Source organism: Thermoanaerobacter ethanolicus JW 200, assembly GCF_003722315.1.
Lineage (GTDB): Bacteria > Bacillota > Thermoanaerobacteria > Thermoanaerobacterales > Thermoanaerobacteraceae > Thermoanaerobacter > Thermoanaerobacter ethanolicus.
The window spans coordinates 1,023,250-1,038,883 of record NZ_CP033580.1; the positions used below are offsets into that span (position 1 = coordinate 1,023,250).

General features: G+C 33.3%; 15 protein-coding genes and 1 pseudogene. 14 read left to right on the plus strand and 2 right to left on the minus strand.

All coding sequences use genetic code 11. From position 1 onward, the window contains the following. Positions 1-176: 176 nt before the first annotated feature. The 11 genes from recD2 to EB239_RS05095 all read left to right on the plus strand — a co-directional run bounded on the left by recD2 (position 177) and on the right by EB239_RS05095 (position 9,532). Entirely contained in the window at positions 177-2,384 is a 2,208-nt protein-coding gene (gene recD2, locus EB239_RS05045; protein WP_003869274.1) for an SF1B family DNA helicase RecD2, read from the plus strand. Positions 2,385-2,494: 110 nt separating this feature from the next. Further along, entirely contained in the window at positions 2,495-3,184 is a 690-nt protein-coding gene (locus EB239_RS05050) for a ComF family protein (protein WP_003869275.1), read from the plus strand. Positions 3,185-3,221: 37 nt separating this feature from the next. Continuing rightward, positions 3,222-3,638: a TIGR03826 family flagellar region protein gene (locus tag EB239_RS05055; protein WP_003869276.1), complete on the plus strand. Its 417-nt coding sequence runs from the start codon at positions 3,222-3,224 to the stop codon at positions 3,636-3,638. A 61-nt stretch (positions 3,639-3,699) separates the two neighbouring features. After that, complete coding sequence (locus EB239_RS05060; RefSeq protein WP_003869277.1) at positions 3,700-3,975, plus strand: flagellar biosynthesis anti-sigma factor FlgM; 276 nt, start codon at positions 3,700-3,702, stop codon at positions 3,973-3,975. Between the two features lie 16 nt (positions 3,976-3,991). Continuing rightward, entirely contained in the window at positions 3,992-4,468 is a 477-nt protein-coding gene (locus EB239_RS05065) for a flagellar protein FlgN (RefSeq protein WP_003869278.1), read from the plus strand. A gap of 10 nt (positions 4,469-4,478) precedes the next feature. Then, positions 4,479-5,927 carry a flagellar hook-associated protein FlgK gene (flgK, locus tag EB239_RS05070; protein WP_003869279.1) on the plus strand — a complete coding sequence of 483 codons (1,449 nt, stop codon included), beginning with the start codon at positions 4,479-4,481 and terminating at the stop codon, positions 5,925-5,927. An 81-nt stretch (positions 5,928-6,008) separates the two neighbouring features. Beyond that, complete coding sequence (gene flgL, locus EB239_RS05075) at positions 6,009-6,902, plus strand: flagellar hook-associated protein FlgL (RefSeq protein WP_003869280.1); 894 nt, start codon at positions 6,009-6,011, stop codon at positions 6,900-6,902. Positions 6,903-6,906: 4 nt separating this feature from the next. Continuing rightward, positions 6,907-7,464, plus strand: a complete 558-nt coding sequence (locus EB239_RS05080) for a DUF6470 family protein (protein ID WP_003866885.1) — start codon at positions 6,907-6,909, stop codon at positions 7,462-7,464. A 70-nt stretch (positions 7,465-7,534) separates the two neighbouring features. Continuing rightward, positions 7,535-7,987 carry a flagellar assembly protein FliW gene (gene fliW / locus EB239_RS05085; protein WP_003869281.1) on the plus strand — a complete coding sequence of 151 codons (453 nt, stop codon included), beginning with the start codon at positions 7,535-7,537 and terminating at the stop codon, positions 7,985-7,987. Further along, positions 7,968-8,195: a carbon storage regulator CsrA gene (gene csrA / locus EB239_RS05090; RefSeq protein WP_003869282.1), complete on the plus strand. Its 228-nt coding sequence runs from the start codon at positions 7,968-7,970 to the stop codon at positions 8,193-8,195. Before fliW ends, csrA begins: the two co-directional genes overlap by 20 nt. 122 nt (positions 8,196-8,317) lie before the next feature. Then, entirely contained in the window at positions 8,318-9,532 is a 1,215-nt protein-coding gene (locus EB239_RS05095; RefSeq protein ID WP_003869283.1) for a flagellin N-terminal helical domain-containing protein, read from the plus strand. A 410-nt stretch (positions 9,533-9,942) separates the two neighbouring features. Here the strand turns inward: EB239_RS05095 and EB239_RS05100 are convergent, their stop codons facing one another. Next, positions 9,943-10,956, minus strand: a complete 1,014-nt coding sequence (locus EB239_RS05100; RefSeq protein ID WP_003869284.1) for an LAGLIDADG DNA endonuclease — start codon at positions 10,954-10,956, stop codon at positions 9,943-9,945. A 435-nt stretch (positions 10,957-11,391) separates the two neighbouring features. Continuing rightward, positions 11,392-13,233, minus strand: a complete 1,842-nt coding sequence (asnB, locus tag EB239_RS05105) for an asparagine synthase (glutamine-hydrolyzing) (RefSeq protein ID WP_003869285.1) — start codon at positions 13,231-13,233, stop codon at positions 11,392-11,394. Between the two features lie 140 nt (positions 13,234-13,373). Between asnB and EB239_RS05110 the strand changes: the two genes are divergently transcribed. The 3 genes and pseudogenes from EB239_RS05110 to EB239_RS05120 all read left to right on the plus strand — a co-directional run bounded on the left by EB239_RS05110 (position 13,374) and on the right by EB239_RS05120 (position 15,621). Beyond that, positions 13,374-13,559, plus strand: coding sequence for a Spo0E family sporulation regulatory protein-aspartic acid phosphatase (locus EB239_RS05110; RefSeq protein WP_003869286.1), 186 nt, complete (start codon positions 13,374-13,376; stop codon positions 13,557-13,559). 147 nt (positions 13,560-13,706) lie between these two features. Next, positions 13,707-14,112, plus strand: a pseudogene (gene tnpA / locus EB239_RS05115) (IS200/IS605 family transposase). Positions 14,113-14,124: 12 nt separating this feature from the next. Further along, on the plus strand, positions 14,125-15,621 hold the full coding sequence (locus EB239_RS05120) for a hypothetical protein (RefSeq protein WP_003869288.1): 1,497 nt from the start codon (positions 14,125-14,127) through the stop codon (positions 15,619-15,621). The last annotated feature ends 13 nt before the right edge of the window (positions 15,622-15,634 follow it).

Genomic DNA, 15,634 nt, shown 5'->3' on the forward strand with positions numbered 1-15,634 from the left:
GGCTTCTGGCATTTTTTATATATCTTTTTTAAATGCCATAGAATTTATGTTTTGTAAACGCTTCGCTACCTTAATTATACCACAAAAATTGAAAAAAAGAAATGAATTGGCTTTAATTTGCTTTAAATATAAGGTAAAATTAAATAAAGAAAAGAATTAAAACAGGAGAATCGGCTATGATTGACATAGAAGGTGTAGTTGAAGAAATAATTTTTAGAAATGAACAAAATGGTTATACAGTTTTAGAATTAAGTACCCAAGGTTTAGCAGTTACTGCTGTAGGTTATATGCCTTATGTAAACATTGGGGAAAGAATTAAAATTGAAGGTGAATGGGTAGAACATCCTGATTACGGAGAGCAAATTAGGGTTTTAAATTATGAAACCTTGGCTCCCACCACCTTAGAAGGAATAGAAAAGTTTTTATCTTCTGGCTTAATTCCTGGAATAGGTCCTGTTACAGCAAGAAAAATTGTAAAAAAGTTTGGCGTTGATTCTTTGAATATAATTGAAACTGCACCAGAAAGATTAAAAGAAATAAAAGGTCTAAGCGATGAGAAGATAAAAAGAATTTGTGAAGCTTATGAAATGCAAAAGGGCATAAAAGAAGTGATGGTGTTTTTGCAGGGGTACGGCATTTCTACTGCAATGGCTATAAAGATTTATAAAGAATACGGAAACAACGCGATTGAAATTATTAAGCAAAACCCTTACAGATTGGCTGACGATATATTTGGAATAGGATTTAAAACTGCAGACAAAATAGCAGAGAACCTAGGAGTTGACCCTCATTCTCTATATCGCATATCTTCTGGTACTCGATATGTTTTGATGCAGTATGCGGCAAATGGTCACACCTATGTGCCGAAAGAATTGTTAAAAAAAGAAGCAGCAAGTTTGTTAGAAGTAAGCGAAGAAGAAGTAGAAGATTCTTTTGTGCTTTTAGTACAAAATGAAAAAATACATATTGAAACTTTTGAAGATAATACTGTAGGAATCTACTATATACCTTATTATATAGCTGAATTACACACAGCAGAGAGATTGTTTAACATGACACTAATGGAAAATGAAGATTTAGGTTTAGATGTCCAAAAAGAAATTAGAAATTTTGAAAAAGAAACAGGTATTTTGTTGGCAGAAAATCAAAAATTGGCTGTAGAAGAAGCTGTTAAAAATTCTGTTGTTGTCATAACGGGAGGTCCAGGCACAGGAAAGACTACGATAATAAATTGTATAATACGTATTTTTGAAAAAGCTGGTAAAAAAGTGGCTCTTGCAGCCCCAACAGGAAGAGCCGCAAAAAGGATAACAGAAGCTACTGGAAAAGAGGCAAAAACTATTCATAGGCTTTTAGAGTATACTTATTCGGAGGAAGAAGGGAAGGGATTTAACAAAAATGAAAAAGACCCATTAAAATACGACGTTATAATAGTTGACGAAGCTTCAATGGTAGATATATTGCTTATGAATGCTCTATTAAAAGCTATACCTATAGGAGCAAAGCTGATTTTAGTAGGGGATGCTGACCAACTTCCATCTGTTGGAGCGGGAAATGTCCTAAGAGATATAATAGACAGTGGCATAGTAAAAGTGATACGGTTAAAAGAAATTTTTAGACAGCAAAAGCAAAGCTTGATAGTGGTAAATGCTCACAAGATAAATAATGGAGAATATCCCACCTATAACGATAAAAATAGTGATTTCTTTTTTATAAATGCCAACACACAAGAGGATATATTAAAAACCATATTGGAACTTGTGACAAACAGACTTCCTAAAGCTTATGGATTTCATCCTATTAATGATATTCAAGTACTCACCCCTATGAGAAAGGGGATAATTGGTGTTCACAATTTAAATTTAGAACTGCAAAAAACATTAAATCCCCACGACAAAACTAAAGCCGAAAAAATAATGAAGGAGTTTGTCTTCAGGGTAGGGGATAAAGTGATGCAAATAAAAAATAATTACAAGATAAAATGGAAAAAAGGCGAGGAAGAAGGAGAAGGAGTGTTTAATGGAGATATAGGAATAATCCAATCAATAGACGAAGAATTACAGGAATTGACTGTATATTTTGACGATGAAAAATTTGTCACTTATGACTTTTCTGATTTGGATGAACTAAATTTGTCTTATGCTATAACAGTGCACAAAAGCCAAGGCAGTGAATTTCCTGTTGTCATAATGCCAATTACTTATGGGCCTCCTATGCTACTTACAAGAAACCTTTTGTACACTGCCGTTACAAGGGCAAAGAAATTGGTTATTTTGGTGGGTCAAGAGAAATATTTGAAATTTATGATTGACAACAATAGAATCTCAAAAAGATATTCAGGGCTTCTTTCAAGGCTTAAAAAAGCACTTTTGTATGTAAATTAAATTTTGCATTAAATAAAAGGGAATTTAGTGTAAAATGATAATTTTCAATTAATTTTAACAGAAGAGTGCCGATATAGATTATAAGAAAAAATATTGTAAGGGGTAAAAAGATGATTTTTTTAGACCTTTTATTTCCACCAAAAACAACCTGTATTATTTGTAAAACTGCTATAAAAACAGGATATTTATGCGACAAATGCAAAAGCACATTAAAATTTATTGAGGGTAATAGGTGTAATATTTGTGGTAAACCAATAGACTATGAAGGAACATGTCTTGATTGCTTAGAGCATGGCCATGAATTTAAACAAAATATAAGTCCTTTTGAATACGATGGTGTTGTAAAAGACTTAATAGGGCGGTTCAAATATTTCAAAGAAAGAGAATTGGCACCTTTTTTTGCAGACTATATGGCTGATGCAGTTAAAAAAATGGACTGGCCTATCGATGTCATAGTACCTGTTCCTCTTCACAAAATTAGACTTGACGAAAGAGGTTACAATCAGTCAGAACTTTTGGCTAGAGAACTTTCTTATCGATTGAATATTTTTATGTCTAAAGCTTTAAGAAGAGTGAGAAATACAATAACACAGACTGCTTTGCACAAAGAAGAGAGGATAGAAAACGTAAAGGGTGCTTTTAAAGTGACTTACAAAGATACTATTGTTGGGAAAAATGCGCTACTGGTAGACGACGTGTTGACAACAGGTGCTACTTTGGACGAGTGTGCCAAAGTCTTAAAAGAAAATGGGGCAAAAGATGTATATGTGGTTACTATAGCAACTGGCAAAAATATGTGATGGGGAGTTTGAAGTATCAAAAAGGGGATGAAAGGAAATGGAAATAAGAAATTGTAAAAGGTGCGGAAGGCTTTACACGTATACAGGAATTGATTTATGTCCAGAATGTTATAGACAGGATGAAGAAGATTTTATGAAAGTGCGGGATTATTTAGATGCTCACCCTTCAGCTACCATGCTGGAAATATCTCAAAATACACAGGTTTCTACAAAGAAAATAATGGATTTTTTAAAGGAAGGCAGGCTTATTTTAACCTCTAATAACGTCAATATAGGTCTTAGGTGCGAAAAATGTGGTAAACCAATACTTACAGGGAGGTTTTGTGAGGAGTGCAAGACCAAATTAGCTAAGGAATTAATGAAAGGCTATTCGATTCAATCCGATGACAAAGAAGAAGAAAAACAAACAGGAGAAAGGCTGTACGTTTATGAAAACCAAAAAAAGAAAAAATGATTTTTATATTAAACTTTTAAATTATTAAGTCGATATTAGTTGTAGTACGGGGGTGTTAAAAATGAAAATTTATAACAACAATATTGAAAAAATAATGTCAATTTATCGAGTAGATCCGGTAGAAAAGGTTACCAGCAAGAAAGCGGAGATAAAAGATAAAGTTGAGATATCAGAAGAAGCAATTAAACTTGCACAAAGTTCAAATGAATTTGAAAAGATTAAGGATCAAAAGATTGAAAACATAAAGTCAATGCTTAATGCAGGAACTTACAATGTAAAAGCTGAAGATGTAGCGGATGCTATTCTTAAGGGAATATTGTTGAATAAAAAAATTTAAAAAGGGTGTGCTGGCAATGGCCAATAGCCAAAAGCTTGTAGATGTATTAAGGGGAGAAACAGAAATTTACAAAGTTTTATTAGACTTAGCGATAAAAAAAACTGATATTATAATTGCAGGGAAAGTAAAAGAATTAGATGAAATAGTTCAAATAGAGAAGCAACTTATAAAAAAACTTATGGAATTAGAAGAACAAAGAGAGGATATATTGGAGAAGATTGATATAGAAGGCAAAATGACAATAACCGACTTGATAGAATCCATTTCTTCAGAAGAAGCAGAAAACCTTAAAGATATCAAATATAATCTGACTAATATTTTAAAAGAACTTGAAGAAAGAAACAAATTAAATGCTGCTTTAATTGAACAAGCGTTAGAATATATAAACTATTCTATTCAAACAATATCAAGTGCCTTAGAAAGTGATGATGGTGTTTATGGGAATAGTGGCAATATAAAAAGATACACCAGCCTAATTGACAAAAAGGCATAGGGGGATGAAGATGTCTACTTTTCAAGGATTAGAAATAGCAAAGACAGGATTGTTTGTAAGCCAAAAGGCTTTGGATGTCACTGGACACAATATTGCAAATGCTAATACTCCTGGGTATACTCGTCAAGTAGTAGATATGGCCTCAATTGCACCACCCACTACTTTTGGCATGTATGACCAATGGGGAAAAGCCATAGGAGAAGGCGTAAAAATACAGGATATAAGGCAAATCCGCGACCAATTTTTAGACAACCAATTCAGAAGGGAAAATAAATTTTTAGGTGAATGGGAAACAAAAGCCCAGGTTTTAGCTGCTGTTGAAGATATATTTAACGAACCTTCGGATAGCGGAATAAATACAGTGCTTAATGACTTTTTTAATTCCCTTCAAGAGTTATCCAAGAATCCAGAAAGTTTGACGGTAAGAGCGGAAGTTAGAGAGCGAGCTATTGCTCTTGCTGATACTTTTAATACTGTATATCAGCATCTTTATGATAAATTAAACGAATTGAATTCCACCATACAAAGTAGGATTTCAGAAATAAATTCTTATGCCGACAGAATAAGCAAATTAAACAATGAAATATATAGATTTGAACTTACCGGACAGACAGCAAATGACCTAAGAGACCAGAGAAATCTCCTTGTCGATCAGCTTTCTAAGTTGGTGAATATTACTACTTATGAAGATTCTAATGGAAATTTCAGAATCGACATAGCTGGACAAGCTTTAGTTGATGGGTCGACTGCTTTTACTATGAGTATGGATAGCACTGGAAATGTCGTATGGGATTTGACGGGAACCTCTGTAAACCCTTCAAGTGGTATATTAAAAGGCTTACTTGATATGAGAGATGGAGATGGCACCAACGGGATAAAAGGAGTACCCTATTATATAAATGAATGGAATAAACTGGCATATAGCATAGCGAAGGAAATAAATGCTGTCCATGAGTCAGGTTATGGTCTGGATGGGTCTCATGATATTCCCCTTTTTGGTGGTTTTGATACGACTGGGGCATACGATTCAAAAGTTCAATATGCGCAATTAATTAAAGTAAGTTCACAAATATTAGCATCAGATGGACTTCAAAAGATAGCTGCAGCTTCTGATCCTAATGCTTTACCGGGAGATAATACAAATGCTTTACAACTTATTGGACTGAGGGATATACCTATTCAAGGACTGAATGGAGCAACATTTGATGATTTTGCAAGGTCTTTAATATCAAATCTTGGAGTGGATGCCCAGCAGGCCAATATGATGCAACAAAATCAGCAGGTCATGGTGAAACAGATTGATTTAAACAGACAATCGGTATCTGGTGTATCCTTAGACGAAGAGATGACAAACATGTTAAAGTATCAAAAATCCTATGTTGCTTCTGCAAGAGTGATAACAGTTATGGATGAACTTTTAGATACTCTTATAAATAGGATGGGCATTGTAGGAAGATAATATGTCATCCTGAGACGAAGCCGAAGGATCTCAGACCCAAGAGGAATACCATACAGTATTAGACTAAGGCAGGTGTAAAAAATGAGAATTACAGATAACATGCTTATAACGAATTTTTTAAACAACTATAACAATAACCTTGAACGATTACAAAAAAATCAAAACATGTTATCTACAGGCAAAAGAATATCAAGGCCTTCTGATGACCCTGTTGCAGTAGCTACAAGCCTACGTATTCGAACAGATATGACAAGAAATGATGCTTATACCAAAAATGCCGATGATGCAAAATCCTGGTTGGACATAACTGATACTGCTTTAAGTCAATTGAATGACCTGTTACAACGCACAAGAGAATTAGCAGTTGAGGGATCTAATGGGACTTTGACACAAACAGATATGCAAAAAATAGCTAACGAGATAGAGCAGTTAAAAGCGCAGATGATACAAGTAGGGAATACTCAATACAATGGAAGGTATATATTTGCAGGTTTTAAAACTACAACCCAGCCTTTTAGTGAGACCAAGAATTCTTATAGTGGTGATAATGGTGTAATAGAGTTTGAAGTAGGTGCTGGGGGAAATAAAATAGCTGTAAATGTAACTGGAGATAAAGTTTTTAATGTAGATTCGACAGGAATTTCTCAACTTCTTACTGTGATGGATAAACTAAAAAATGCATTAGACTCGGGAGATCACCAGGCTGTAAGTAATTTAATAGCTGATGTAGATAAACAATTAGAAAATGTACTGGCTGTAAGAGCAGATGTAGGCGCAAAATCAAACAGACTTGACCTTATACAAAATAGGCTCCAAGATGATAATTATAACTTTACGGCTTTACTTTCAAAAAATGAAGATGTAGATTTAGCGCAGGTTATTACAAATCTTCAAATGGATGAAAATGTCTATAGAGCTTCTTTAGCAGCAGGTGCGCGCATTATACAGCCCAGCCTCATAGACTTTTTAAGGTGATAATATGAGCATAGTGATACATCAGACTTTTGGCAGGATAGGTATAAATACTACTCCTGCCCAAATTTCTATAGAAAGCCCAAAAGCAGACCTTGAAATAAAACAAATACCTGCGAAAATGGAAATAGACCAAAAACTTCCTCAAGTATATATAGACCAATATCAGTGTTTTTATGAATCAGGGCTTAAAAGTATTTTTGACCTTGTCCATGATGAAGCCCAGATGAGCAAACAAATAGCTCTTGAAGCAATAGGTAAAATTGCTGAAGAGGGGCGTTTTCTTGCCTCTATAGAAAACCATCAAAATGCTATTGCAGAGTTAGCTAAAAAAGCGATGGAGCATGAGGTTACATTTACAATTGACCTCATGCCAAAATCAAGACCTAAAATATGGTTTGAGGGATATTTAAACATAAATTGGGAATTAGGCGGTGCAGAAATAAAAGCAATACCACATAAACCTCAAATATCCGCAATACCAGGCCATATAAACATTTACATGAGACAATATCCCTCAATAAAAATAGAATATGTGGGAAACAATTTTGATAAAACGGTTTAGCTTTTATTGTTTCCCTGTTTTCCCTATAGGAATACCTATAAAACCCGAATATGAAAGTGAGGAACTGATTATGCAAATAAATACAAAAAACTTTGGCATAATAGAATACAATCCTGATGACGTCATTTACTTTGAAGAAGGAATACCGGGCTTTGAAAACTTGCACAATTTTTTAATAATCACTGACAACAGAGAAGACATGCCTTTTAAATGGCTTCAAGCAATTGATAATACAGATATAGCGTTTGTAGTTATTGACCCTAGAGTTTTTAAACCTAATTATACCTTTGAAATTGATGAAGAATTAATACAAGCTCTTCAAATAGAGGATGTGAACCACCTTCTCATATACGTAATTGTAGTAATCCCCGATGAAATAGAAAAAATGACAGCAAACCTAAAAGCCCCTATAATTATAAATGCTAAAAATAACAAAGGTAAACAAGTCATTCTTGACAATGACGAATACCTCATAAAACATCCAATATTGGAGGAACTCAAAAATGCTTATTCTAACGCGTAAAGTAGGTCAAGCCATAATTATAGGGGAAGACATAGAAATTAAAATATTAGAAATTGTTGATGGCCAAATAAAATTGGGGATTACTGCGCCAAAAAATATATCTGTTTTAAGAAAAGAACTTATAGAAATCAAAGACGAAAACTTAAAAGCCGCATCTGTAAACAAAGAAGCTTTGAGTAAAATAGAAAAATTTATTAAAAAACGCTAAAGTAAATTAAAAATATATCGATATATATAGTGGAAACAAAAGATAAAGCAGTTGGCCAACTGTGGACTTTAAAAACTTAAAAAGGCAAGGATGCCAAATAAAAAATTCAAGGAGGAAGGATTATGATTATCAACCACAACTTAAGTGCTTTAAACGCATGGAGAGCACTTTCAATTAATACTGCCAACACACAAAAATCATTAGAGAAGCTCTCATCAGGTTACAGAATCAACAGAGCAGGAGATGACGCAGCAGGTCTTGCAATTTCAGAAAAAATGAGAGCACAAATAGCTGGACTTAATCAGGCTCAAAGAAATGCTCAAGACGGTATATCTTTAATTCAGACAGCAGAAGGTGCATTGAATGAGACACAGGCAATACTTCAGAGAATGAGAGAATTAGCTGTTCAATCCGCAAATGACACTAACACAGCATCAGATAGGGCACAAATTCAAAAAGAAATAGATCAATTAGCACAGGAACTTGGCCGTATAGGGCGAACTACTGAATTTAATACACAAAAACTTTTAGATGGTAGTTTCAAAGGTATTTTCCAAATTGGTGCGAATGAAAATCAAAACTTGTCACTTACAATAAATGATATGCGAGGTTATGCTTTACAGATAGTTGGAGGTGTTACTTACAATATCACAGGTACCTTTTCAGCAGCAGCAAGTGGTTCGTTAATTAGTAATGGTACTTATACTGTTTCATATGATGGAACTAAATATCTTTTAAAAGACCAAGCAGGCAATACTGTTGCGACCAGTACAGATGGTAAGAGTTATACAAATACAGCAGGCGACACGATTAGTTTTAGTGATCCGGTTATCTCTGGGCAGATTACAATTAATGGTACAAATGCAACGGGTGTAGCTACGGTCACCAATAATGGTTTAGATGCAGGCACTTACACCTATGATTTCACAAATAAAGTTCTTAAAAACGCTTCTGGTGAAGTCATTGGCAAGAGCACAGATGGCAAAACGTTTGTAGACCTGCAGGGTAATACTTTATTTACGCTAGGAGCTGCAGTAACTGCAGATACTACTTTTACTATTGGTGGAATTGATGTTACAACACAAAGTGCAGCGAATGCAGCTATTACTAAAATTCAATCAGCTATTGATAAAGTATCTACAGAACGTTCTAAACTTGGTGCATATCAGAATAGACTTGAACATACAATCAATAACCTTGGCACAGCAGCAGAAAACCTGACAGCAGCAGAATCTCGTATAAGAGATGTAGACATGGCAAAAGAAATGATGGAATTCACAAAGAACAATATACTCAACCAAGCAGCGACAGCAATGCTTGAGAGAATGGCTGCATAAGCCATTTCTCACAGGCGTCCTGAGAAGCAATTCTCAGGAGTATCACCGGGTGAATTGCTGGAAAAGTCTTAAAGCCCTTTATACCACAGCATAGCCGGAAACGGCAGGTGCGATGGTTTGAAAAATAAAGGGATTGGCCAACCAGCAGCCAAGCCCCTGTGCCGAAAGGCTGGGGAAGGTTCAACGACCAGGACATACCACCTAAGGGCGTAAAGCCTATGGCGATGAAGTCCGTAGGGTTAGCGATTTAACCCGAAGCGCCCGGCTCCTACCAGAATAAGTGACTGGTAGGATGAAGATATGGTCTATCCGGTTTCCGAAAGGAACCGGCCTGGAGAGCTCAGGCAAATCAGTTACCACAAACAGTATTGCAATTACTCAGATAACACTAAAGGGAGGCTTTGCCTCCCTCAAATCATATTTTTGGCTTTTAAGTCTCTTATTTTCCATACTATACCCCAATACGTTCTATTTAACTTATTAGCAATTTCTTTATCTGAGAAACCTCTTCTTTTAAAGTCAATAATTTTGTCTATCTCATCATTTGTATACGAAAGAAATTTCCGGCTATAAAAATTACTTAAATTTATTCTTTCATCGCTTTTACTTTCTTTAAGGATTCTTTTATCAATATTCCATTTATAATCCATTTTGCTTATTTGAGAGACGTAGGGTTTCACAACATCTATAAAATTAAAAATTTCTTCTCTTTTCCCAAGTGTTAAAATATATTTTTTTCCATCTGGATGTCGTTTTAAATTGAATCTAATATTAAAAGTTTTATAAATGTGTTCTTGCAATATAATATTTTCTTCTTCACTAAAATTCAGTGTATATAATGTTATAATAGGGTTAACAGTTATATTAGGTTTATTATTTTTTGAAATAACCAAAGTACCATCATCCATATATAAACATGCAAGCCCTACTGGTTCATTGAGCAATTTGATGTTGTCATAAGTGATTGTTTTCTTTTTATTAATATAAAATTTTTCATACAAAGCAGAGAATATTGGATGTGATATTGATTTTAAAGTGTTATTTTTATTAATTTTGAATCCTAAATCTTTTAGTTGTGTACATTTCCATAATCTATATTCATATTGTTCTTGACAAAAGTGTTCTCTATAATAAGCATTTCTGCCTCTTGGTGCATATGACAAATTTCCATCACCTAAAATACTACCGACAATTATATTTAATTGATAATTGGTTGGATGTAAATCTGGAATACTCGAGAGATATTTAGTTTCTTTTGCTTTTAAAAGTAATTCATGCTGTTTTTTCATATACTCTTTACTTTTTCTGATATTATATTTTGATGCCAATCTCCTGACTGATTGCTCAGATATACCGAGATACTTTGCTAAAACTTTATTGTCTGTACTTGGATAAAATTTTTGCAAATATTCTAATTTGTCCATAAAATCATCAGCCCTTCAGATTATTTTTAACTTTATTATAACATAAATGTAGCTATAGCGGTAAAAACCAAATTTATCATTAACATTAGGAGAAATTGCGAACAACTCTTTTTTACTTTAGGAATTGATGGTATAAGTATTTTAAAAAATTATAATGGAGTAGATTTTTATGGAAATTAATGTAATTCTCTATAATGTAGGTTGGATTATTGGTATTTTAAATGTAAAGTAAATTAAAGTTTTTGAAAGGCAGAGATATTTTTAAATTTATTTTTTCTCTGGCAGATGCTTTTACTTTTAGGGAATTCCAACAAAGTTTTTGAGAAAGTAAAGGGGAAAGCGAAAGATCTTAAGGATACCGAATAGTATTTGTGAGTAACTTTATGAGTCATTATTTCAATGGCAAAGATTCTTCGCATCCCCTTCACAATTTTACTACACTATAGAAATTTTATAATCTTTTAGCCACATATTTATTTGTACGAGGTAAGCGAAGAGTTGGGCGGAGCCCATAAGCTGTGAAAACCAGGCAGGGTCATAAGCTTTTGCATCTGTTTCTATAAGTTCTACGATTGCTTTTTTATCTACAAGCTGTAATAAAGGCGATGTACTGTCATCAATTATTTGTTTTAGCCATTCTTTAACGATGTTTTTAAATACTGGATTGTGTGTTTTAGGGTAAGGACTCTTTTTTCTTTCAATTACTTCCTCTGGGATGTAACCTTTTAGAGCGTATCTAAGTATTCCTTTTTCCCTTCCGTTGAGATTTTTCATTTCCCACGGTATATTCCATACATATTCTACAAGCCTGTAGTCTAAAAAAGGTACTCTTGCTTCAAAACCTACTGCCATACTCATTCTATCCATTCTATCAAGAAGCATGGGCATAAATCTTGTTATGTTAAGGTAAAACATTTCCCTCATTCGAGCATTATAGGGGTCTTCTCCATTCAGCTTTGGCACTTCATTTAAAGCTTCATTATATCTATCATTTAAGTATTCTATAGGTCTTATATATTTTACAACTTCTGGCAAAAGCAATTTCATGCGTTCATTGACCATTCTTATCCATGGGAAGGTGTGACTTTCAATTGCTTCTTTGTTTCTAAACCAGGGATAACCTCCAAAAACTTCATCAGCACCTTCTCCTGATAGAGCGACTGTGGCTCCTTTTTTTACTTCTTTTAAAAATAGATATAAAGATGAATCTATATCTGCCATACCAGGAAGGTCTCGAGCGTACAAGGCTGGCTTTAGAGCATGTGCAAGTTCTTTATTATCTATAAATACATAGTTATGGTTTGTGTCAAGTTTATTTGCAACAAATTTTACCCAGTCTGCGTCAGAGTTTGGTTGAAATTCGTTTGGCGTAAAATATTTATCATTACCCACATAATCTACAGAGTATGTTAGAAGTTTTTGACCTTTTTGTTTTAATTCTTCATTTGCGAAGAAAGATACAGCAGTTGAATCAAGTCCACCTGATAGCAATGAACATAAAGGTACGTCTGAAACAAGCTGCCTCACTGAAGAATCTTTAAGGAGATACCTTATTTTTTCCCCTGTTTTCTCAAGGTCATCTTCATGGGGAAGACTTTGTAATGACCAGTATTTGCTTATGTTTGCTCCATTTTTAGTGAATATGAGGTAATGCCCGGCTTTTAATTCTTTAATGTCTTTAAAGACACCACATCCAGGAGTTCTTGAAGGTCCCATTACAAATATTTCTGCAAGACCTTGTGAGTCTATCTCTGGTTTTACATGAGGATGTGCTAATATTGCTTTAATCTCTGAACCGAATATCAAAGACCCGTTTCTAATGGTATAAAATAGTGGCTTTATTCCGAGATGGTCCCTGGCAATAAAAAGCCTATTTTGCACTTCATCCCATATTGCAAAAGCAAATATTCCATTAAATTTTTTAACACATAAAGGACCCCATTCTATATAAGATGTCAAAATAATTTCAGTATCTGAACGGGTTTTAAAAGTATATCCCAAGGATATGAGTTCGTTTTTCAATTCATCCATATTGTAGAGTTCTCCATTGTGGATGATGACAAAATTTTTTTCACCGTATTTTTTTATCATTGGTTGACTTCCACTTTCTGGATCTATTACAATTAATCGACGATGACCTAAAGCACAATGTTTTGACAACCATATTCCAGAACCGTCAGGTCCTCTTTTTTTAAGAGTGTCTGTCATTTTTTCGATTACTTCATTTTGAAGTGATAAGTCCATATCAAAGTTAACCCATCCCGTTATTCCACACATAAAAATCCTCCTAAAATTTAAATCTATAAGTAAATATATTCTCTTTTTTTGCCATTGATACATGTTATAATTTTCTAATGAACTTTTAATTTCTACATGATATAATAAAAACATAAATGTTTTAGGAGGATGCGGCTTATATGGAGAAAGTGATAAAAGAGCATTATTACGAAGAAAACGACATTGCTGAAAGAATAAAGCTTTTAAAAAAGAAATTAAATGAATGCAATATAGAGCTTCCTAAAGCTTTAGAGCTGAGCCGTGAATTAGACGAATTGATTGTCATGTACATGAAAAGAGAAAAACAAGTAAAACAGGTAAAATAAAGTGCTGTTTTACTTGTTTTTCTCTTTGCGTGAAAATTACCGAACATCTAGCCGAAAGCTTCGCAACTTGTGGCGGAGATGAAGGCTTATTTTTTTGTTTCCTATTGATTTTTGATATTATATAATAAAATCAAAAGGATTGATAATATGGTAAGCCAGTATAAAAGTACAAGACATGAAGACATGCAAAATAAATTATCATTTTATATGGATACCAAAATATAGAAGAAAAGTATTGGATAATCCTCAAGTTGTGGAGTTAATAAGAGATACCATTAAAGAATTGTCTATTCAGTATCAGTTTGAAATTATAGCTTTAGAAGTTATGCCTGATCATATACACCTTTCAATTAGCGCTGCTCCTAAATACAGTCCTTCCGAGCTTATAAACAAAATAAAAGGAGTAACCGGTTTTAAAATAGCAAAACAATTTCCACAATTAAAAGCGCATGGAAAGATATGGACTAACTCATATTTTTGTGCAACAACAGGAAATGTTAGTACGAAAATTATAAAAAAATATATTGAAGAGCAGTGGTCTAAAATAAAGTGAGGTAATAAAATTATGAAGAAAAATACACCTTCTTTTGTTTTGACACTAAGATTAGATACACAAAAATACCAAGAAGATATTTTGAATAAGAGAATGGAAATAGCAAGACAAATCTATAATGCATGTTTAAGAGAAGCATACAAAAACTACAGAACTATGTCTATAACAAAGAAGTATAGAGAGTTAATGGCTAATATACAAAAAGAAGAAGATAAAGAAAAATTAAAGATCTGCTATACAGATTTAAAAACATTAAAAATTGACTACAACTTAACAGTTTCATACATGGACAAATTTGTAGCACCTATGCAGAAGAAATTCAAAAAAAATATTGATAGCCACACAGCGCAAAAGCTGGCAAAAAGAGCTCTTTCAGCCGTAGAAAAATTAATATATGGTAATGCAGAAAAAGTAAATTTCAAAAAATACGGAGCAGATATTGCATTAGAAGGTAAAAATAATAAAGCAGGAATTAGATACAAAGACGGCTATATAGAATGGCTCGGTTTAAAAATACCGGTTGTTGTAAAACCAAATGATAAATATGCTCAACTTGCAATACAAAGTCGTGTAAAATATTGCAGGATTATTAGAAAGTACATAGGCAACAAATATAAATATTATGTTCAATTGATCTTAGAGGGAATTCCACCTCAAAAGAAAAATAAAGACGGAACTTTAAAACTTCTACTTGGAAAAGGTACAGTTGGCATTGACCCCGGAGTACAAACAGAGGCTGTAGTATCTGATACAGAAGTAAAACTTTTAGAATTGGCCCCTGATATTGAAAATATTGACAAAAAAGTTGCCGGATTGCAACGTAAACTTGATAGAAGCAGGCGTGCTACCAATCCGGAAAACTTTAATGAAGATGGTACTGTTAAAAAAGGAACGAAAAATAAATGGATAAAAAGCAAAAATTATATAAAAACCCTTTTAAAATTAAAAGAACTAAATCATAAGAGAAAAGCAAAAAAAATACAAAGTCATAATAAACTAGCTAATTATATACTTTCATTGGGTGATAATTTTATTGTGGAAGACATGAATTATAAAGCCTTGCAGAAGAGAAAAAAAGAAACAGAAATTAACCCCAAAACAGGGAAATATAAATCTAAAAAAAGATTCGGCAAATCTATACTGTATAAATCACCGGGGCTGTTTTTAACAATTTTAGATAGGAAACTTCATTATTTTAATAAAGAACTTATAAAAGTATCGCCCAAGGAAATAAAAGCTAGTAAATACAATCACTTAACCAACACGTATGAAGAAAAAAGCTTAAGTGAAAGATGGAACTATTTTGAGTATAACGGTAAGCAAATAAAAGTTCAAAGGGATTTGTATTCTGCATTTTTGCTGCAAAATGTTGAAGATAATAAGATTAACAGAGAAAAATGCATAGAAAAATTTGATAATTTTTTGAGACTGCACGATAAGGAAATTGAAAGATTAAGAAAAATGAAATTTGAAAACAATAAAAAGTTATTAGCAAGCATGGGAATATAAAAACAAAGTTGGT